The organism is Bradyrhizobium sp. GW821-FHT12B03, from assembly GCF_058807535.1.
Map to the genome: position 1 here is coordinate 14617 of NZ_JBXAQU010000036.1, position 18816 is coordinate 33432.

Consider the following 18816-nt stretch of genomic DNA (forward strand, 5'->3'; position numbering starts at 1 on the left):
GCCTGGCTGCACGGCACGAAGAACGTGGATGCCCAGGACAAGCCCGGGCATGACGACCTCGACCGCGCTTGAACCGGCGGGGCGAATGGTTAGTTTTGGGAGATGGCGAATCGCCTCGTTTCGCCCCTCCTCAAGATAGATATGGCCACTTTCACCCCGCATCAGGATGCCGCGCTCAAGGCCGTTGGCGACTGGCTGAAAGCCAAACCCGGCCGGGGCGGCACGCCGCCGGTGTTCCGCCTGTTCGGCTTTGCCGGCACCGGCAAGACCACGCTGGCGCGGCATATCGCCGACGGCGTCGACGGCGAGGTGAAGTTCGCCGCCTTCACCGGCAAGGCGGCCCTCGTCATGCGCAACAAGGGCTGCGACGACGCCTCCACCATCCATTCGCTGATCTACCGCGCCCGCGAATCCGGCGAGGAGCAGCCGAGCTTCGAATTGTGGGACGACGCGCCGGCCTCGAAGGCCAAGCTGATCGTGATCGACGAATGCTCGATGGTCGATGCCGAACTCGGCCGCGACTTGATGTCGTTCGACTGCCCGCTGCTGGTGCTGGGCGATCCCGCTCAGCTGCCGCCGATCCAGGGCGGCGGCTTCTTCACCAACACCGAGCCGGACGCGATGCTGACCGAGGTGCACCGCCAGGCGCAGGACGATCCGATCGTGCGGATGTCGATGGACGTCCGCGAAGGACGCGAGCTCGACATCGGCCGCTACGGCGAGAGCGAGGTGGTGTCGCGGAAAGAGCTCGACCCCGATCGCGTCATGGGTGCCGACCAGGTCCTGGTCGGGCGCAACAACACGCGACGCGCGTACAACATGCGGGTGCGGCAGCGCCAGAACATCGAGGACGCCTTTCCGGTCGCCGGCGACAAGCTGGTGTGCCTGCGCAACAACCGCAAGAAGGGCCTGTTCAACGGCGGCCTGTGGCGCGTGAAGTCGCGCAGCACCTCGCGCTCGAAATCGCGCATCCTCTCGATGCGGCTGTCGCCGGACGAAGATTTCGGGCACAAGGTGACCAAGGTCTCGGTGCGCGCCGACTGTTTCGAGGGCGGCATCGAGCAGATCGCCTGGGAACAGCGCAAGCCCTATGACGAGTTCGACTACGGCTACGTGCTGACCGTGCACAAGTCGCAGGGCTCGCAATGGGACGACGTCGTGCTGTTCGACGAGAGCTTTGCGTTTGGGGAGAGCCGGGCGCGGTGGCTGTACACGGGCATCACGCGGGCGGCGAAGCGGCTGAGTATCGTCGTTTAAGCGTCGATGCTTTGGCAACGCCGTGGCCTCAACCTCCGCTCGTCGTCCCGGACAAGCGAAGCGCAGATCCGGGACCCATACCCACAGAGAGACGTTTTGCGAAGACTCGGAGTGGGAGCTTTGCCCCACACTCCTCCCTGTGGATATGGGTCCCGGCCTTCGCCGGGACGACATCTGTTATGACGCTCCGCCGTCGCGTCACACGGCTCGCGGCTACTTCCCCGCCACGAAATAAAAATCTTCCCGCCCCGGCGGCGAGCCATAGGTGAACGGCTGCTGGCCGTGCTTGGTCGCGGCCCAGACGTCGTCGCGGACGATGTCGAACAGCTTTCGGATCTCGACGCGCGGCTCCTTCATTTCGCGGGCGAGCGCGGTGGCAAACGGGCTGTCGGCGCCGCCGTCGCCATCCATCGCGGTCTCGCCGTGCTTGGCCGCATAGACCACCATGAAGCCGGCGCCGGGCTCGATGTTGGAAAAGCCCTTGTCGACCAGTTTGAGCGACAGCGTGCGCTGCATGGTCGGCGCGAACGGATTGTCGCGGCACGCATCCAGGATCACGAGCCGCAGTTTTCGCGCAGCCCCCACCGCGGCGATGACCTGCTCCAGGGCGACCGCCTGGCTCTCGGCATCCTTGTCGGCGGCGAGCTTTGCGTCGATCGGAACGAGATAGTTCACGCCGCCGATCTCGAAGCCGTGGCCGGCGTAATAGACCACCGCCCAATCCGCCTTTTCCGCTTCCTTCGCAAAGGTCTGGAGCGTCTCGAAGAACTTGTCGCGCGTGAGATCGGTCGACGCCACCACGGTCTGGAAGCCGACGTCGCGCAGCGCGCCGGCGATCAGCTTGGCGTCGCGCGGCGGATTGTCGAGTGCATGCACGTTGCGATAGGCGCCGTTGCCGATCACCAATGCGACGCGACGCGTGGTCGATGACGCACCCGGCCCCTGCGGGGCGAGCGCGGCGAGCCGCTCCTGCGCCCTGGCGCGGGCGCGCGCGATGTCGAGGTCGTCAAACGGCGTCAGCGCATAGGCCGCGGAGCGGTAGTCGGCCCGCGCCTGCGCAAGATCGCGCTTGCGCTCGTAGATCTGACCGCGGCCGGCATAGGCGCGCACATTGTTCGGGTTGAGCTGGAGGACGGCGTTGTAGTCCCTGAGCGCGGCCTCGACATCGCCCTTGAGCAGATAGACGTCGCCGCGATTGGTGAGCGCGTACTGGTACTTCGGCAGTTTCTGGATCAGGCCGTTGCAGTCGGCCAGCGCCTCGTCGAACCTGCCCATCAGGCCGTAGGTGGTGCAGCGGTTGGAGGTGATCTGCTGCGCGTTCGGCTCGATCTTCTCGGCCTCTGCGAAATCCGCAAGCGCGCCGTCATAGTCCTTCAACAGCGTGCGCACGCGGGCGCGATTGGTATAGCCGAGCAGGAATTTGGGCGCGTATTTGATCGACAGGTTGAAATCGTCGAGCGCGCTCTGCAACGCGCCCCTGCGCATCTGGATGACGCCGCGGTTGTTGTAGGGAACGCCGAACGTCGGCCGCTTCTGGAGAGCGAGGTTGTAATCGGCCATCGCGAGGTCATCCAGACCTTTGCGCTCACGGGCGAGGCCGCGCAGGTTGAGCGCGATGACATTGTCGGGATCAAGGTCGAGGGCCATGGACAGGACCTCGATCGCACGATCGAGGTCGCGCTTGTTGATCAAGGTGTTGCCGCGCACGGAGAGCGCCACCGCCTTGTCCTTGCCGGTGACGCGGTCAGCGTTGAGCAGAGCATCGCAGGCCTGGGCGCGGGCCTGCATGTCCGACTGCCGATCCCGGCATATCGTGAGATCGTCGCCGAGCTGCGGCTCGGCGGACGCAAACGGCAAATATGACAACAGGACGAGGAGGGTCAGGGAAACGACGCGCAACATGTTCGGCAATCAACTCCACCGCCACTCAATTTAAGTCGGCGATCCAACAATGGGGTTCATTAAACCCGATTTGACCGCGACGCCAAGAGGGCGCCAAGAGGACGCCGGGAGGGCAGCCAGCGAAGGCCGATTCCTCACGGCTTCGTGTCCGTCCCGGCGTAACAATCGGCACCTGTCGCCGTATCTCAAGTGACCAAAATGCCGCCGGGCAGGCTGTTCGCCCGGGGCCAACCGACCTAGAGTATCCACCTTCCGCAAAGAGGATCCGCCATGCGCCGCCCCGCCCTCCTGTCTCTGCTGGCTGCTACGACCGCCCTGACGCTGGCCTTTGCCGTGCCGTCGCGGGCCGCCGAGGAGGCGGTCGTGATCCCCGCCCCGACCATGGACGCGGCGCCGGCGAGCGGCATCCAGACCGCCGTGATTGCCGGCGGCTGCTTCTGGGGCGTGCAGGGCGTGTTCCAGCACACGGCGGGCGTCGTCAATGCGGTCTCCGGCTATGCCGGCGGCACCAAGGCGACCGCCGACTACCAGACCGTCTCGAGCGGCCGGACCGGCCATGCCGAAGCGGTCGAGATCAAGTACGACCCGAAGAAGATCTCCTACGGCAAGATCCTCCAGATCTATTTCTCGGTGGTGCACGACCCGACCCAGCTCAACCGCCAGGGCCCCGATGTCGGCACGCAATATCGCTCGGCGATCTTCACCACCTCCGACGAGCAGAAGAAGGTGGCGGATGCCTATATCGGGCAGCTCAACGGCGCCAAGGTGTTCAGCAAGCCGATCGTGACCAAGGTCGGCGCTCTGGAGGCGTTCTATCCGGCGGAGGCCTATCATCAGGACTATCTGACGCTGCATCCGAACCAGCCCTACATCGCCTACAACGACCTGCCCAAGGTCGAGAACCTGAAAAAGCTGTTCGCGGATAACTACATCGAGAAGCCGACGCTGGTGAATGCGAATGCCAGCAAGGCCACCAACTGATCGAGAGATCGCAGAAGAAACGGGAGACCCATGCCCGACGCCAAGACGAAGACCACGGACGACAAAGTCATCAAGAGCGAGGAGCAGTGGCGCAGCGAGCTGTCGCCGATGCAATACGCGGTGCTGCGCGAGAAGGCGACCGAGCGTCCCTTCTCCGGCGAATATGAGCACGACCACCGCGCCGGCACCTATGTCTGCGCCGGCTGCGGCAACGTGCTGTTCGAGTCCGACGCCAAGTTCGATTCCGGCTGCGGCTGGCCGAGCTTCACCGAGCCCGCCGTCGAGAGCCATATCGACGAGGAAAGGGACGTGAGCCACGGCATGATCCGCACCGAGGTGCTCTGCGCCAAGTGCAGCGGCCATCTCGGCCATGTCTTCCCCGACGGTCCCGGGCCGACGGGGCTGCGCTACTGCATCAACTCGGCGGCGCTGAAGCTCGAGCCGAAATAAAGAGAGTGCACCTGGCGCGGCGCCGGGTTCCGCCATGGAACCCGGCGCCGCGATGTGCTTTTCTTCTCTGGCGGTGCGGCCGATCATCGCATTTGGCGGCCGCCAGGGAGGATGCCATGTCACTCGGGACCATCCTGATCATCCTGGTGATCATCTACCTGCTCGGCGGCCTGTCCGGCCGTGTCGGCGGTTATGGCTATGGCATGGGCCATTCCGGCATGGGGATCGGCGGCGTCGTGCTCGTGGTGCTGGTCGTACTGCTGCTTCTCGGCAAACTATAAACCATATAATGCATTGAAATTATTTGGTTTATTGCCCCTGCGGAGCAGCTATGCGCAGATTCATCATCTCCCATCGCAGGGGTCGCAATTTTGTCAAAACGGCCTATATTAGAGGTCGAAAATGACCCTGTGCGGCGGGCCCACCCAATCGTGGCCTCCTCCGCCCCAAACCCCACGCGCTTAAAGCCCCAGAGAAGATCACGAGGTCTTTGACCATGCGTCCACTGCGTCCGTTCAACTTCAACACTTCCGCCGAGCTCTTCCCCGCCGCGATCCGCAAGAAGAAGCGTGCAGGCTTCACCTATCGTCGGTTCGGCACCGCGGCCGAAGCCGTGCAGTTCGCGATGGAGCAGTTGCCGACGGATTCGCTGAACGGCGCCTATCTCCAGGTCGAGGAAGCGCGCTTCGACCAGAACGGCATCCGCTCGCTCTATGAGAGCGAAGCCTTCCCGCTGCCGCGCCACCGCAAGCCCGAGCCTGCGGCCGCGGAAACCGACGCCGACGCGGCGTAAGCTTTTTCGCAAAGCCCGATGTGCGCAGGAAGCGCGATGGCCAAAAGGTCATCGCGCTTTTTGCGTTTTTGGAGCGGCGCTCTCTCGTCTCCCTCGCCCGTTCTTACGGGGAGAGGGCGGGGTGAGGGGCTGCATCGGCAGTCACTCTGACAGTTGGACTCGCGGAGACTCCCCCTCACCCGCCGCGCATTCGCGCGTCGGCCTCTCCCCGCAAGCGGGGCGAGGCGAAGAAGGCGGCATCACGCGCTACATCCGCGGCTGCTTGTCGAGCCAGCGGCGGAGCAGGCGCACATTGCGCATGTTGGCGCGGAACATGACGTCGAAGGCATCGCCGGCGAACGGCACCATGCCGACCACGCCGTCGACCGCGACATTGCCGAGCATGCGCGCCGTGATGTGCCAGGGCGCGCCCAGCGCGCGGGCCTCGCGCACCAGCCACAGCGAGATCGCGGTGGTGATGATGTCGCCGACCACGGGGATCAGGCCGATCAGTCCGTCGATGCCGTAGCGGATGTTGGTGCCGGGCAGGATGAAGGCGACGTCGAGCAGCTTTGCGATCGCCTCGAGCCGCGCGATGCGCTGCTCGCGCGTCAGGTTGCCGAACGGATTGGCATTCCCGAATCCTTGGCCGAACTCGAAACGAAATTCGCGAAATCCCTGCTCCAGCGTCTCGGGCCGGATCTCGCGGCCGTCCTGGTCGATGACCGGCCCGCGCGCGTCGGTGCCTGAGGTGGCGCGCGAATGGCTCCCGGAACGGGATTTGCGCGGAACGATGATGTCGTCGTCGGACATGGTCATGGCCCAGGTGAAACGCGGCAACGCGGCAGAGGTTGCTGCCCCGCGCCCGAACGTCGCGCAGTCAGGTCGGAGCGGTCGCGGCCTGCGGCTCCTCGACATATCGATGCACGAGCCAAGACGAAATCACCGACGGCACGAAGCCGACCAGGCCGTACAGGATGAACTGAATCGCGCCTGAATCCGGCCCGCGCGAGCTGTAGGTCAGCGAGGCGAGGACGAAGGCGAACAGGCCGACCAGCAGCATCCGCAGCACCGGTCCGACCCGGCGGATGTGGACCAGGATGTCGTCGACCGCGCCGATCATCAGCGAGGGCAGGAAGCCGAACAGATAGCTGTATTGCAGGGTCTTGAAGAACACCGCGAACAGCTTGCCGACCTCGCCGAGATTGGTCTGGGCCCAATAGCCGGACTGATAGGTCGTCGTCAGCAGCAGCAGGAACCCGCCGACGAACGGTCCGACCAGCGCAAACACCAGATAGCGTTTCATCAAGCACCCTCACACTTTGTCTCCGTTATAGCAGCGCCCCGGGAACCTTGAATAGCGGGCGCCGGCTCCTCCCCGGGGGGAACAAGTGGCGGGGCGACGAGTTCAGACAGGACCTCAATCGCCCCTGGATCACCCTTGGATTGGACTGGAGCCCGCCGATGTCCCGCAACTTTCTTCTGGCGACGATCACACTGGCAATCCTCGGCGGCCTGTCGAGCGCGCCCGCTCTCGCGCAGGGCCACATGGGTACGCCGCAGGAGCAGAACGCCTGCTCGCGCGACGCATCGCGGCTGTGCCGCAAGGACCTCGGCAATGACGGCGCAGTGCAGGGCTGCCTGCAAGCCAACCGGGCCAAGCTGTCGAAATCATGCAGCAAGGTGTTCGAGAGCCACGGCATGTGAGGATCGAAGACATTCCCTGTGAACGAAGAGGTGAAGCCATGCTGCGCGACGAACAGCTCTCGATCCTCAGGGACATCTGTCAATCTGTTGCCTTTGCCGACGACCGGCAAGGCAAGATGGGGCAATTGATCGCCGACGGCTACGTGATGAAGGACGGCGATCTGTTCGAGCTCACCGCGAAAGGCGTCACCGCCGTCGAGGAACACGCCGCCGCACTTGGCGAGCCCGACGCCACAAGCGCGCCATCCTATCGCCTCATCTGACGGAACGCGTCGGTTCGGCGTGACGTGCGCGCAACAATTGCGAATTCGTTCGCGCGGCCCATTGCAGCCATACGACAATGGCGCATACTTGGCTCGGGCGGCGCAGCACTTTTCGATTCGAACATCACGAGAGATCGAGCAACCACATGCGGGACGAGATTCCCGGCGTGATGGCTGCGACATGCGGCAGGTCAAGCCGCGTGCGGCGCCCCAAAACCAAGCGGCTCAAGCCCACGGAACTCGGGGACGCATTCTGCATGACACGCAATCAGACCATCGCAACTCTCTTCGCCCTCGCCACCACCATCGCATTCCAGACATCGCCCGGCTTCGCCTTCTCGTCCGAAGCGCAGCAGATGTGCTCGGGCGACGCGATGCGGCTGTGCTCCAGTGAAATCCCCGACATTCCCCGGATCACCGCCTGCATGGTCCAGAAAAAGGCGCAGGTCAGCCCCGGCTGCCGCGCAGTGATGGACCGCGAGCACGCCGCCGCAGCAGCATCGCGCAAGCGGGAAGCCGCCGCGCAATAGGCGATTGCGCCACCGGATCGCCCGCCCCTCCGGCTCGCAGGAAACCTTGTCGGGGTGTTCGACATTTATCCGTTTCGAACAGTCATCGGAGCGGAACATGGTTCTACGAACACTCGAAACGCTGGTCGCACTTGCCGTGATCGGCATCGCAGCGCCAGCGCTCGCGCAAGGCGCGGGGGGCGCAGGAGGTGCGGGCGGCGCGGGCGGCACCGGAGGAACGGGCGCGGCCGCCGCAGGTTCGACAGGCGCTTACGGAGCCGGTGCCTATGGCGCCGGCAGCTACGGAGCGCCGAGCACCGGGGGTTTCAGCGGCCCGAGCACGCTCGGACGGCCGACCAATTCCGGGACGACGGACAGCACGAGCGGCACGAACAGCACGACGGGAACGGCAGGCAGCGGGGTCTCCACGCCAAGGAAGGCGACGAACTATTTCGTGCCCTCCGATCCGTCGCTCAGCGGTCCGAGCGCGACGGCGGCCGCCCAGAAAAACTCGGCCGTCAACGGTTCGAATACGGCACCGGGGACGAGCCAGTCGTCAGGCACCGTCGGTGCGGCGAGTGTCGGCGTCGGCCATTCTGCCAACGGCCAACCGATCGGCAGCTCCGGCTCGGGCCTTGGCTCGCCCGAACAACCGATCGGCTCGGGTTCAAAATAACCGGCCTAATCGCCCCACTGCGCGAAGGCGTCGTTGAAGGCGCGCTCGCCGGGAGCGCCCTTCTCGATGGCGATGATGGCGCGGCGCTGGTTGGCGTAGACCAGCGGCACGTCGAACCAGGAGCGCTCCTTCAGGAGCTGGACATTGCGGGCGCGGTCGGCATCGACATTGGAGAGGCCGACCAGGAAGAAGCCGTCGGTGACCTTGACCGCGAGCCCCGCGAGCGGCGTGCCGCGCGCCTGCTCGTTCGACTTCATCAGGATGCCCGGCACGTTGGAGACGCTACCGCCCGGAAAATCCTGCGGCAGGATGAAGGTCAGCTCCGCGGTGTGGCTCGCCGGCAGCGAGGAGTCGGTGTTGCGGCGGAACGACATCGTCATCTTGAACTTGCGGTCGGGAATCTCGATGTCGGCGCGCACCGCGACATCGGCCTTCTGGTTGCCCGACGCCTTGATTGGCTCGAGCCGCCACACCACCGAGCCGACATATTGCTTGCCCTTCGGATCGGACGGATCCTCGTCATAGAGCACGACCTTCTGCGCCACCGGCGCGACCGGCTGGTCGCTCGCCGAGGGCTGGCCGACGCGATCGGGAATCTTCGGCTTGCTCTGCGGCTGCGACGGATCCTTCGGCGTCTCCACCACCTGGGTCGGCGAGGACTTGAACAGATTGGTCGCGATCTGCAGCAGCGGCTTGCCCCAGAGGATGCCGGCACCGACCAGGATCAGCACGATGCCGACGGCGATCGCGCTCTTGAACGGGAAGACGGAGCGGGCGCGCTTGGGCTTCTTGGCGTCGCGGTCGAGGACCGGGATGTGCGGGCGCGTCGACGCCTGCCGCGGCGCATAGCGCTCGGCCTCCTCGATCGACTCGTCGTAGGAATAGGGCGCATCGCCCTCCCCGACGCGATTTTCCAGGCTCGGCTCGAGCCGGTCGAATTCCGGCGAGGGCGAAGGCACGTTGGCGTAGGTGCGGCGCGCGGCACGGTTGGCCTGCGCGGCGGCGCCGCCGAGATCGTTGGCATCGGCGGTGATGTCGCGGAAGCCGCGCACGCCCGGGGCCGGCGGCAGCGCCGGCGGCGGTCCGATGTCCGGCGGGCGGCGCCCGCCTTGACGGTCACCTTGACGATCGCGGCCGGCAGGTGGAGGCGGCTCCGGCATCGGCGGCGGCGCGGGCGGAGAACCAAGCGGACCTGGCTGGCGCGTTGCGTCGAAACGGGGGGCGCGCGGCGGACGCTGGGCATCGCCCTGGTCATCGACGTTGAAGGAGGGGCGGTCGGCACGTGGCGGAGGCGGGGCCGGACGGGTGCGCGGCGACGCCGCCGGAGGCGCTGCGGCCGGGTTGGCCTCGGTGGCACGGGTGCTGGCGCGGCGAAAGGCATCGCCGCTGCTGCTGCTGCGGGCGCCGCCACCGGGACGCGAGGCGTCGCGGGCACGCTGGGCGGCCTCCGATTCGACCTTGCGGACGGCCTCTTCCAGCGACAGCCGTTCGCGTGTGATCTCGGATTCGGAGAGCGGCGGCTGAACGCTGCGGAGCTGCGCAATCAGAGCCGTACGGGCCCGCTCATAGAGCGCGCGACGGCTCTCGCCGGGAGCATTGGGGTCCAGGGCGGCAATAGCGCGGGCAATCAGCGGATAGTAATCAGCCATTTCTACTCAACTATACGCGCGTCCCGGTAAGATATCGTTAAGCCTCAAACGGATTTTGTACCAGGATAGTATCTTCGCGTTCGGGGCTGGTGGAAAGCAGCGCAACGGGACACCCCACCAATTCCTCGATCCGGCGGACATATTTGATCGCCTGGGCCGGCAGGTCGGCCCAGGAGCGCGCACTGGCGGTCGGCTCCTTCCAGCCCTCGATGGTCTCGTAGATCGGCTCGACCCGGGCCTGGGCGCCTTCGCCGGCCGGGAAGTGGTCGATCTCCTTGCCGTCGAGCTTGTAGCCGGTGCAGACCTCGATCGAGTCGAAGCCGTCGAGGATGTCGAGCTTGGTCAGCGCCAGACCGTTGATGCCGCAGGTGCGGACTGCCTGGCGGACCAGCACGGCGTCGAACCAGCCGCAGCGGCGGGGCCGCCCGGTATTGGTGCCGAACTCGCGGCCACGCTCGCCGATCTTGCGGCCGATCTCGTTGTCCTGCTCGGTCGGGAACGGGCCCTGTCCGACGCGGGTCGTATAGGCCTTGCACAGCCCGAGCACATAGCCGACCGCGCCGGGGCCGACGCCCGAGCCGGTCGCGGCCTGCGCCGCCACCGTGTTGGACGAGGTGACATAGGGATAGGTGCCGTGGTCGACGTCGAGCAGCGCGCCCTGCGCGCCCTCGAACAGCATGCGCTTGCCTTCGCGCCGCTTGATGTCGAGCAGCCGCCACACCGTCTCGGCATAGGGCAGCAGCTGCGGCGCCAGCGCGGTCAATTCCTTCAGGATGTCCTTGCCGTCGAACTCCGGCAGGTTGAGGCCGCGGCGCAGGGCGTTGTGGTGAGCCAGCAGCCGGTCGATCTTGTGCGGCAGGGTGTCGAGGTCGGCGAGGTCCATCAGGCGGATGGCGCGGCGGCCGACCTTGTCCTCATAGGCAGGTCCGATGCCGCGGCGGGTGGTGCCGATCGCGGTCGCCGCGTTGGAGGATTCGCGCAAGGCATCGAGCTCACGGTGCAGCGGCAGGATCAGGGTGACGTTCTCGGCGACGCGCAGATTGTCCGGCGAGACGGCGACACCCTGCGAGCGCAGCTTGGTGACCTCGTCGAGGAAGGCGGAGGGATCGAACACCACGCCGTTGCCGATCACCGACAGCTTGTGCTCGCGCAGCACGCCGGAGGGCAGCAGCGCCAGCTTGTAGGTCTTGCCGTTGATCACCAGCGTATGGCCGGCGTTATGGCCGCCCTGGAAGCGAACGACGATGTCCGCCTGCTCCGACAACCAGTCGACGATCTTGCCCTTCCCTTCGTCGCCCCACTGGGCGCCGACGACGACAACATTGGCCATTCGCGGGTAATCCCTCTGAAGATTTTAGATGCGCCCAGCCCAAGTGACGGCCGGGGGCCGCTCGCACGCGAGGCAGCACAACCGGATAAAGGAAGCGGCCCTTCTAGGCAAGCAAGAACGGGGCTTTTTCGGGGCCCAAAGCGCGATCCAAGCCCTTGATATCCCCCTAAAATCCGCCTTGCCGGGCCGGCCCTTCAACATTACGCCCGGATGCGGCCGTCAATGACTTCGATGGTGCGGTCGCAGCGCCGCGCCAGATCCATATTATGGGTCACCAGCAGAAAGCTCGTGCCGCTGTCGCGGTTCACCTGCCGCATCAGCTCGAACACGGCGTCGGCCGATTTGGTGTCGAGATTGCCGGTCGGCTCGTCCGCCAGCACAAGATCGGGATTCATGGCGAGCGCGCGCGCCACCGCCACCCGCTGCTGCTGGCCGCCCGACATGTTGTTGGCGAGGTTGCCGGCGACTTTCTCCAGCCCGACCTGCGTCAGCAGCCGGTTCGCCCGCTCCTCGAGCTCCGCAGATGGAAAGCCGCGATCGGCCAGCATCGGCATCATGACGTTCTCCCGCGCCGTGAAGGCCGAGATCAGGAGATGATACTGGAAGATGAACCCGATGGTGTGGCCGCGCAGATGGGTGATCTCGGTGTCGCCGAGTGCAGCCGTGTCCTGTCCCTTGATCAGCAGGCGGCCGGAGGTCGGCCGGTCGAGCAGGCCGACGATGTTGAGCAGCGTGCTCTTGCCCGAACCGGACGGGCCGATCAGCGCCAGGAACTCGCCATGGTCGAGCTTGAGGTCGACGTCATGCAGCACCTCGGTCTCGGTCGGCAGGCCGACATTGTAGGCCTTGCACACATTTTCGAGGCGGAGGATTTCGCTAGCCACGGATCGCCACCACCGGATCGAGTTTCGCGGCCCGCACCGCCGGCGCCATCGCGGCAAGCAGGCCGGTGACGGTGGCAAGCAGGGCCGTGTAGATGAACAGGCTCCGCTCCAGGATCAGCGGAAACAATTCGGTGCCGTCGGCCTGGCGTGCCAGCGAATGCCAATAGACCAGCGCGAAGGCGCCCATCGCCGCCCCGAACATCGAGCCGACGAATGCAAGCAGGCCGCCCTGCACCAGGAACACGCGCAGGATCTGGCCGCGTGAGGTTCCCATCGCGCGCAGGATGCCGATGTCCTTGGAGCGCTGGATCACCGAGACCACCAGCACGGCCGCGATGCCGAACGCGACGGACAGGCCGACGAACAGGCGGATCAGGGTGTTGGTGTTCTGCTGGGCCTGCACCGCGGTGAAGAACTGCGCATTGGTCTTGATCCAGCTATCGGCCTCGACCGCATTGGCGCCCTGGATGCGCTGGGCGATTTCCTCGGCCGCATAGATGTCGCCGACCGTCATGTCGATGGTGGTGATGCCGCCGATCATGCCGAGCAGCGACTGCGCGGTGCGCAGCGCGGCATAACAGATGCGCTGGTTGGCGCTCTTGTTGCCGAGATCGACGAGGCCGGACACCGTGAGCACGCGCGTTGCGCCGGACGCGGCGCGAATGTTGAGCTTGTCGCCGACGGTGGCGCCGAGATCCCTGGCGAGCTCGATGCCGATGATGATGTCCTCGCTGGTCAGGCGCGGCTCGCCGGCGACGATATAGTCCGGCACCTTGACGATCTTGAAATAGGAGTCCGGTTCGACGCCGGACAGCGTGACGGAACGGCTGGCATCGCCGCGCACCACGAGCACCGAGCCGAGGATGGTCGGCGACACCGCCGTGACCTCGGGCATCGCGCGCATCTGGCTCGCGATCTTCGGCCATTGATCAATCGAGATCACCCGCTGGCTCGGGCGCTGCACCACCGCGTCTTCGAGCTCGCCTGCGCCCTTGCGCAAGGGACGCGCGACCTGGTCTGGCGCGAGCAGCTGGATCTGCGGCTGCGAGGTCAGCACGCGCTTGATGAAGTTCGCCTGAAGCCCCGCGAGCATCGCCGACATGAAGACGATGACGGCGACGCCGATCGAGATGCCGCCGATGATGAAGATGGTCTGGAGCCGGCCTTCGCGCAGGAAGCGCACCGCCATGGTCCATTCGAACGGCAGCCAGCGGTTCATTGCAGCACGGGCCGCAGGCGCTGCCCGGTCAGGACGCCTGAATTCTGCGGGATCCCGACGTCGCCGGCGGCGACGCCATCGGTGATTTCGACATGGCTGTTGCCGCGCAGGCCGATCTTCACCGGTCGCTGGCTGGCGCGTCCGTCCTTGATGCCGAGCACCCAGGGGGCGCCCGACAGGACATCGTGCACCGAGCGCAGCGGCAGGACCAGCGCATCGTCCTTTGCGGCGACCTCGATATCCACCGAGACCGTCATGTCCTGTCGCAGATAGTCCGGGGGATCGGCGACCGTCAGCTTCACTTCGACCGAGGCGCGGGAAATGTCGACGCCGGGATTGATGTAGGTGATGGTGGCGGGAAAGCGCCGGTCAGGATAGGCATCGGCGGAGGCAACCGCCTTTTGCCCGAGCGCGATCTTGCCGAGATTGCGTTCGTCGATCTGCAGCACGAGTTGTGAGTCACCGGCCGGCGCGAGCACCAGCAGCGCCTTGCCCGGCTGCACCACCGTGCCGCGCTCGACGCTACGCGTTATCAGGACGCCGTCGCGGGGCGCGGCGATCGTCGCGTAATTGAGCCGGGATTCGGCGGTGTCGAGATTGGCGCGGGCCTGGTTGAGCAGGGTCTGGGCCATCACATAGTCGCTGCCGCCCGGGCTTGCCGTGTAGACCTGAAATTGCGCCGAGCGCATCTGGGCGCGGGCGACGTCGAGCGTCTTCTGCGCATCGTCGAGCGCCGCGCGCGTCGCATAGCCATTGTGCTCGAGCTGCGCCGTGCGGTCATAGGTCTGCTGGGCGTTGAGCAGCGTCGCCTTGGCCTGCGTCAGCGCCTCGTCGGCCGAGGGCCGCGTCAATTCCTCGATCTGCCTGATGCGCGCCTCGGCCTGGGCCACCGCGCCTTGCGCCTGCACTACGCTGGCTTTCAGCTCGCGCGATTCCAGCGAGATCAGCGGCTGCCCCTTGGTGACCTTCTCGCCTTGCTGCACCAGCACCTCCTGCACCGTGCCGGTGAGCTGGCTGCCGATCTCCACCCGGAACGGCGTCTCGACGTGGCCGCTCGCCACCACCGTCTCGATCAGGCGGCCGCTCTTGACCTGATCGACCACGACGGCGGGCCCGAGGATCGTGCGCACCCCTTGCCAGACGCCTAGGCCGAGCAGCACGACGACCGCGAGGATGAACCATTTGTGACTGAGAAATCCCGACCACAGCGCGGCGACCGAGAACCGGCTCTTGTGCTGTGGCAGGACCATTGCTTGCTCGACCATGAAACGCCATGCGAATCGCGCCGAACCGGCCGACGGATTCGTCCTCATCTCGATTTGGATTGTCGCCCAAGCGGAAGGCCGGGCTCGATTGCCGGCAAAGCTAGCGCGCCCTCGGCATCCCAGATTGCGGTAGGTCAACAGGTCACGCCGAATTTCGAGGCATCTGCCCTCACGCTTTGAAATGGGAGCCTCGCTTGCCTGACAGTCCAGCGCACGACGACAACCAGTTCTGGCGTCTTTCACCCGATGAGCTTTGCAAGCGACTGGGCTGCGGGCCGACGGGCTTGGCCGCGGCCGAGGCCTCCGAGCGCCTCGACCGCTTCGGGCCGAACAGCGACGCGCCGCCCCACATCGAGGGCGCGATGCGTGCGATCCTGCGCCGGCTGCTGGAGCCGCTGTCGCTGATCCTGCTGGTTGCCGGCATCGTCTCGATGCTCACCGGCGACGAGATCGGCGGTCTCATCATCGTCCTGATCCTGACGCTCTCGATCGGGCTCGACACCGTCCAGGAAGGCCACGCGATCCGCGCCGCGGAGGTCCTCCGCCGCTCGGTCGCGCTCAAGGCCGAGGTCAAGCGCGACGGCGCGTTCGGCCAGATCGACGTCGAGCGGGTCGTCCCCGGCGATCTCCTGCGCGTCCGGGCCGGCGACATCATCCCGGCTGACGCGCTGGTGCTGGAGAGCACCGCCTTCACCGCGGGTGAAGCGGCGCTCACGGGCGAGCCCTATCCGGTGCAGAAGCGCGCCGGCCCCGCCACCGATCCCGACGACACGTCGAATGCGCTGTTCCGCGGCGCCGTGGCGCAGACCGGCGAGGCGATCGCGCTCGTCGTCAGGACCGGCCGCAACACCGTGTTCGGCGAAGCGGCCGCCGCGCTGGCCGAGACGCAGGCGCCCTCCCCCTTCGAGCGCGATTTGCGCGAATTCGGCCTCGTCGTCGCGCGCGCCACGCTCGCGCTGGTGCTGGTGGTGCTCACCGTCCGCGTCGTGTTCGGCCGGCCCGTGCTGGATTCGCTGCTGTTCGCGGTCGCGCTCGCGGTCGGGCTGACGCCGGAGCTGCTGCCGATGATCACCACGGTGACGTTGTCGCGCGGCGCGCTGCGCATGGCCGGCCGCAAGGTGATCGTCAAGCGCCTCGCCGCGATCCACGATCTCGGCGCCATGACGGTGCTGTGCACGGACAAGACGGGCACGCTGACCTCGGCCGAGATCACGCTGGCCAAAAGTCTCGACGCCGAGGGCAAGGACGACGCCCGCGCCGCGCAGCTCGGCGCCATCGCGGCCTCGCTCGGCGGCGACCGCGGCTCGCTCGATGCGGCGCTGGTTGCCGGCCGGCCGGACGCCGTGCAAGGCTGGACCCTGGCCGGACGGCAGGCGTTCGACTTCTCGCGCCGGCTGGGATCGGTGCTCGCGACCGGCCCCGACGGCACGCTGCTGATCGTCAAGGGCGCGCCGGAAGCCGTGCTCGAGCTGTGCGTGATGGATGACGGCGCCCGGACCAGCGCGATCGCCTGCGTGCATGAGCTCGCGACGCAGGGCCTGCGCAGCGTCGCCATCGCTTCGCGCCCGTGGACCGGCGCAACGCGCGAGGTCGAGACCGCGGACGAGACCGGTCTCGTCTTCGAAGGTTTTTGCGCCTTCGCCGATCCGCCGAAGCCGACGGCCGCGGCCGCGATCGCACGGCTCGCGGCAAGCGGCATCACGCTGAAGATCCTGTCGGGCGACGATCCCGTGGTGGTGAAGCGGCTCGCCGGCCTGGTCGGGCTGAACGCCGACCGCGTGCTGTCGGGCACCGACATTGCCGCGCTCAGCGACGATGCGCTGGCCGTGCAGGTGCAATCGACCGACGCCTACGGCCGGCTGGCGCCCGATCAGAAGTCCCGCATCGTGAAGGCGCTGCAGGCAAGCGGAGCGGTGATCGGCTTCCTCGGCGACGGCATCAACGACGCACCGGCGCTGAAGGCTGCCGATATCGGCCTGTCGGTCGAAGGCGCGAGCGGCGTGGCGCAGGCCGCCGCCGACATCATCCTGCTCGCCTCCGATCTCGAAGTCGTCGCCGACGGCGTCGAAGAGGGCCGGCGCACCTTCGCCAACATCATGAAATACGTCCGAATGGGCGCGAGCTCGAATTTCGGCAACATGCTGTCGATGGCGATCGCCTCGATGGCGCTGCCATTCCTGCCGATGCTGCCGACGCAGATCCTGCTCAACAATCTGCTCTACGATCTCTCCGAGCTCGGCATTCCCTTCGACCAGGTCTCGCGCCAGGCGACCGCGCAGCCGCAGGTTTGGAGCATGACGCGGCTGGTACGTTTCGCCGCGATCATGGGGCCGCTGTCCTCGGTGTTCGACTTCCTGACCTTCGGCGCCCTGCTCATGCTGTTTCAGGCGTCACCGGACGAATTCCGCACCGCCTGGTTCATCGAATCCATGGCGACGCAGATCCTCGTGATCTTCATCATTCGCACCAATGGCCGGCCGTGGCGCAACTGGCCCGATCCTGTGCTGTCCGCCTCCTCGCTGGTCGCCTTGCTGGTCGCGATGGTGCTGCCGTTCACGCCGGTCGGCGCCTGGTTCGGCTTCGTCACGCCGCCACCGATCATGATGGCCGGCATCGCGCTTCTGGTCGTCGTTTATCTCGCCTGTGCCGAACTGCTAAAACCGTTTGCGATCCGTGCCGGGCTGAAGGGTTGAGCGAGGTTCCGGCCGTATCGCCCACGCATGGAGGCGATGCGCCTCGCCCCATTGATATCGGGCACATTTCCGTGTCTTTGAGCAGGCCGGGCTACGAGCCGGCCCTGATATCACAGGGCCGGGGCCTCGGCGTATGACGCGGGGCCATAACAATCACAATGTCCGCCACCGGCCAGACCACCAGCACGGAGACATCCGGCCACAGCTGGATCGCCAACCAGCCTTATCTGCTGCTCAGCATCACCGCGCTGTGCTGGGCCGGCAACGCCATCGTCGGGCGGCTCGCCGCCGGCCACATCCCGCCCGTCACCCTGTCGTTCCTGCGCTGGTCCTTTGCTTTCCTGCTGGTGCTGCCGTTCGCCTGGAAACATCTCGCGCAGGACTGGCCTGCGATCCGCAGCAAGCTCGGCCTGATGGTCACGCTCTCGATCACCGGCATCGGCGCCTTCAACACGCTGCAATACTGGGCGCTGGAGCATACCCAGGCGCTCAACACGCTGCTGCTCCAGTCGGCCGCGCCGCTGCTGGTGGCGCTGTGGTCGCTGGTCATCCTCGGCATCCGGCTCACCGCGGCGCAGGCCTTCGGCGTGCTGCTGTCGATGTGCGGCGTGCTGACCATCCTGCTGCATGGCGACTTCACCACGCTGTCGAACATCGAATTCAACAAGGGCGACCTCATCTTCATCGTCGCGCTGCTGATCTTCGCACTCTATTCGGTGCTGAGCCTGAAGCGGCCGGCGATGCACGGCCTGTCGTTCCTCGCCTTCACCTTCGGCGCCGGCGCCGCCTGCCTCATCCCGCTGGAGATCTGGGAACTGTACGCGCGTCCGGTGATGAAGCTCGACGGGCCGAACCTGCTCACCCTGTTCTATGTCGCTGTCTTCCCCTCGACGCTGGCCTATCTCTGCTTCAATCGCGGCGTGCGGCTGATCGGCGCCAACCGCACCGCGCCGTTCTTCCACGTGGTACCGGTGTTCGGCTCGATCATGGCGATGGTGTTCCTGGGCGAACACCCGCAGGCGTTCCACTTCATCGGTTTCGCACTGGTGCTGTCGGGCGTGTTCGCGGCGTCGCGGAAGCAGGCGGCTTAGGGCCGTGTACTCATTAAGCGGCTTGGCCGATTGATGTCTGCTCAACCCCCACAGCGGCGGAAGAGCGGGACCTCGCCCGAGGTCGCAGAAGGGCCGATTTCGTTGAAAAAGGCTGCAGTAGTCCGATGTATTGGCGCCAGCTCCGAAGCGGCCTAGCGGCTGGGTTCT

At 66.3% G+C, this 18816-nt stretch carries 19 protein-coding genes; 11 read left to right on the top strand and 8 right to left on the bottom strand.

Translation table 11 applies throughout. The features are described from left to right. Positions 1-141 precede the first annotated feature (141 nt). Positions 142-1257 (top strand): ATP-dependent DNA helicase, encoded by a 1116-nt coding sequence (locus tag AC1RUR_RS37505; RefSeq protein WP_492853159.1) that lies wholly within the window; start codon positions 142-144, stop codon positions 1255-1257. A gap of 213 nt (positions 1258-1470) precedes the next feature. On the opposite strand, the gene AC1RUR_RS37510 is transcribed toward AC1RUR_RS37505, so the two are convergent. Further along, entirely contained in the window at positions 1471-3159 is a 1689-nt protein-coding gene (locus tag AC1RUR_RS37510) for a caspase family protein (RefSeq protein ID WP_492853160.1), read from the bottom strand. 270 nt (positions 3160-3429) lie between these two features. On the opposite strand from AC1RUR_RS37510, the gene msrA reads away from it, so the two are divergent. The 4 genes from msrA to AC1RUR_RS37530 all read left to right on the top strand — a co-directional run bounded on the left by msrA (position 3430) and on the right by AC1RUR_RS37530 (position 5383). After that, positions 3430-4140 carry a peptide-methionine (S)-S-oxide reductase MsrA gene (gene msrA, locus AC1RUR_RS37515; protein ID WP_492853161.1) on the top strand — a complete coding sequence of 237 codons (711 nt, stop codon included), beginning with the start codon at positions 3430-3432 and terminating at the stop codon, positions 4138-4140. 30 nt (positions 4141-4170) lie between these two features. Further along, positions 4171-4590 (top strand): peptide-methionine (R)-S-oxide reductase MsrB, encoded by a 420-nt coding sequence (gene msrB, locus AC1RUR_RS37520; RefSeq protein WP_492853162.1) that lies wholly within the window; start codon positions 4171-4173, stop codon positions 4588-4590. A gap of 116 nt (positions 4591-4706) precedes the next feature. After that, on the top strand, positions 4707-4871 hold the full coding sequence (locus AC1RUR_RS37525; RefSeq protein WP_053815155.1) for a DUF3309 family protein: 165 nt from the start codon (positions 4707-4709) through the stop codon (positions 4869-4871). 215 nt (positions 4872-5086) lie between these two features. Next, complete coding sequence (locus AC1RUR_RS37530) at positions 5087-5383, top strand: hypothetical protein (RefSeq protein ID WP_426423458.1); 297 nt, start codon at positions 5087-5089, stop codon at positions 5381-5383. Between the two features lie 246 nt (positions 5384-5629). Here the strand turns inward: AC1RUR_RS37530 and AC1RUR_RS37535 are convergent, their stop codons facing one another. Then, positions 5630-6181, bottom strand: coding sequence for a DUF4112 domain-containing protein (locus AC1RUR_RS37535; protein ID WP_492853163.1), 552 nt, complete (start codon positions 6179-6181; stop codon positions 5630-5632). Positions 6182-6242: 61 nt separating this feature from the next. Then, a complete protein-coding gene (locus AC1RUR_RS37540; protein WP_492853164.1) occupies positions 6243-6668 on the bottom strand; it encodes a DUF5413 family protein in 426 nt (141 codons plus the stop codon). Positions 6669-6826: 158 nt separating this feature from the next. Here AC1RUR_RS37540 and AC1RUR_RS37545 point away from each other — a divergent pair, with 158 nt between their 5' ends. From AC1RUR_RS37545 to AC1RUR_RS37560, 4 genes are all read left to right on the top strand, one after another. Further along, positions 6827-7069 carry a hypothetical protein gene (locus AC1RUR_RS37545; RefSeq protein ID WP_492853165.1) on the top strand — a complete coding sequence of 81 codons (243 nt, stop codon included), beginning with the start codon at positions 6827-6829 and terminating at the stop codon, positions 7067-7069. A gap of 38 nt (positions 7070-7107) precedes the next feature. Next, positions 7108-7332, top strand: coding sequence for a hypothetical protein (locus AC1RUR_RS37550; RefSeq protein ID WP_492853166.1), 225 nt, complete (start codon positions 7108-7110; stop codon positions 7330-7332). Positions 7333-7589: 257 nt separating this feature from the next. Next, complete coding sequence (locus AC1RUR_RS37555) at positions 7590-7862, top strand: hypothetical protein (protein WP_492853167.1); 273 nt, start codon at positions 7590-7592, stop codon at positions 7860-7862. A gap of 97 nt (positions 7863-7959) precedes the next feature. Then, a complete protein-coding gene (locus AC1RUR_RS37560; RefSeq protein WP_492853168.1) occupies positions 7960-8517 on the top strand; it encodes a hypothetical protein in 558 nt (185 codons plus the stop codon). Between the two features lie 5 nt (positions 8518-8522). Here AC1RUR_RS37560 and AC1RUR_RS37565 read toward each other — a convergent pair whose 3' ends face one another. The 5 genes from AC1RUR_RS37565 to AC1RUR_RS37585 form a co-directional block, all read right to left on the bottom strand. Further along, entirely contained in the window at positions 8523-10166 is a 1644-nt protein-coding gene (locus tag AC1RUR_RS37565) for a hypothetical protein (protein ID WP_492853169.1), read from the bottom strand. A gap of 37 nt (positions 10167-10203) precedes the next feature. Beyond that, positions 10204-11496 (bottom strand): adenylosuccinate synthase, encoded by a 1293-nt coding sequence (locus AC1RUR_RS37570; RefSeq protein WP_492853170.1) that lies wholly within the window; start codon positions 11494-11496, stop codon positions 10204-10206. Positions 11497-11696: 200 nt separating this feature from the next. Next, the gene (locus AC1RUR_RS37575; RefSeq protein WP_492853171.1) at positions 11697-12380 is read right to left on the bottom strand and encodes an ABC transporter ATP-binding protein; all 684 of its coding nucleotides are present in this window, start codon (positions 12378-12380) and stop codon (positions 11697-11699) included. Beyond that, positions 12373-13599 (bottom strand): ABC transporter permease, encoded by a 1227-nt coding sequence (locus tag AC1RUR_RS37580; protein ID WP_492853172.1) that lies wholly within the window; start codon positions 13597-13599, stop codon positions 12373-12375. Before AC1RUR_RS37580 ends, AC1RUR_RS37575 begins: the two co-directional genes overlap by 8 nt. Then, positions 13596-14864, bottom strand: a complete 1269-nt coding sequence (locus AC1RUR_RS37585; protein WP_492853173.1) for an efflux RND transporter periplasmic adaptor subunit — start codon at positions 14862-14864, stop codon at positions 13596-13598. The genes AC1RUR_RS37580 and AC1RUR_RS37585 overlap by 4 nt, the downstream gene beginning before the upstream one ends. 194 nt (positions 14865-15058) lie before the next feature. Between AC1RUR_RS37585 and mgtA the strand changes: the two genes are divergently transcribed. Further along, a complete protein-coding gene (gene mgtA, locus AC1RUR_RS37590) occupies positions 15059-17557 on the top strand; it encodes a magnesium-translocating P-type ATPase (protein ID WP_492853174.1) in 2499 nt (832 codons plus the stop codon). A 158-nt stretch (positions 17558-17715) separates the two neighbouring features. Continuing rightward, positions 17716-18648, top strand: a complete 933-nt coding sequence (locus AC1RUR_RS37595) for a DMT family transporter (RefSeq protein ID WP_492853175.1) — start codon at positions 17716-17718, stop codon at positions 18646-18648. Positions 18649-18816: the final 168 nt, after the last annotated feature.

What these genes read in the sequence shown, in the direction of transcription:
- msrB (WP_492853162.1), top strand. Translation starts at nt 4,171, where the DNA reads ATGCCCGACGCCAAGACGAAGACCACGGACGACAAAGTCATCAAGAGC.
- AC1RUR_RS37525 (WP_053815155.1), top strand. Translation starts at nt 4,707, where the DNA reads ATGTCACTCGGGACCATCCTGATCATCCTGGTGATCATCTACCTGCTC.
- AC1RUR_RS37530 (WP_426423458.1), top strand. Translation starts at nt 5,087, where the DNA reads ATGCGTCCACTGCGTCCGTTCAACTTCAACACTTCCGCCGAGCTCTTC.
- AC1RUR_RS37585 (WP_492853173.1), bottom strand. Translation starts at nt 14,864, where the DNA reads ATGGTCGAGCAAGCAATGGTCCTGCCACAGCACAAGAGCCGGTTCTCG.
- AC1RUR_RS37545 (WP_492853165.1), top strand. Translation starts at nt 6,827, where the DNA reads ATGTCCCGCAACTTTCTTCTGGCGACGATCACACTGGCAATCCTCGGC.
- AC1RUR_RS37580 (WP_492853172.1), bottom strand. Translation starts at nt 13,599, where the DNA reads ATGAACCGCTGGCTGCCGTTCGAATGGACCATGGCGGTGCGCTTCCTG.
- AC1RUR_RS37570 (WP_492853170.1), bottom strand. Translation starts at nt 11,496, where the DNA reads ATGGCCAATGTTGTCGTCGTCGGCGCCCAGTGGGGCGACGAAGGGAAG.
- AC1RUR_RS37550 (WP_492853166.1), top strand. Translation starts at nt 7,108, where the DNA reads ATGCTGCGCGACGAACAGCTCTCGATCCTCAGGGACATCTGTCAATCT.
- AC1RUR_RS37565 (WP_492853169.1), bottom strand. Translation starts at nt 10,166, where the DNA reads ATGGCTGATTACTATCCGCTGATTGCCCGCGCTATTGCCGCCCTGGAC.
- AC1RUR_RS37595 (WP_492853175.1), top strand. Translation starts at nt 17,716, where the DNA reads ATGTCCGCCACCGGCCAGACCACCAGCACGGAGACATCCGGCCACAGC.
- AC1RUR_RS37535 (WP_492853163.1), bottom strand. Translation starts at nt 6,181, where the DNA reads ATGACCATGTCCGACGACGACATCATCGTTCCGCGCAAATCCCGTTCC.
- AC1RUR_RS37555 (WP_492853167.1), top strand. Translation starts at nt 7,590, where the DNA reads ATGACACGCAATCAGACCATCGCAACTCTCTTCGCCCTCGCCACCACC.
- AC1RUR_RS37540 (WP_492853164.1), bottom strand. Translation starts at nt 6,668, where the DNA reads ATGAAACGCTATCTGGTGTTTGCGCTGGTCGGACCGTTCGTCGGCGGG.
- AC1RUR_RS37510 (WP_492853160.1), bottom strand. Translation starts at nt 3,159, where the DNA reads ATGTTGCGCGTCGTTTCCCTGACCCTCCTCGTCCTGTTGTCATATTTG.
- AC1RUR_RS37505 (WP_492853159.1), top strand. Translation starts at nt 142, where the DNA reads ATGGCCACTTTCACCCCGCATCAGGATGCCGCGCTCAAGGCCGTTGGC.
- AC1RUR_RS37560 (WP_492853168.1), top strand. Translation starts at nt 7,960, where the DNA reads ATGGTTCTACGAACACTCGAAACGCTGGTCGCACTTGCCGTGATCGGC.
- msrA (WP_492853161.1), top strand. Translation starts at nt 3,430, where the DNA reads ATGCGCCGCCCCGCCCTCCTGTCTCTGCTGGCTGCTACGACCGCCCTG.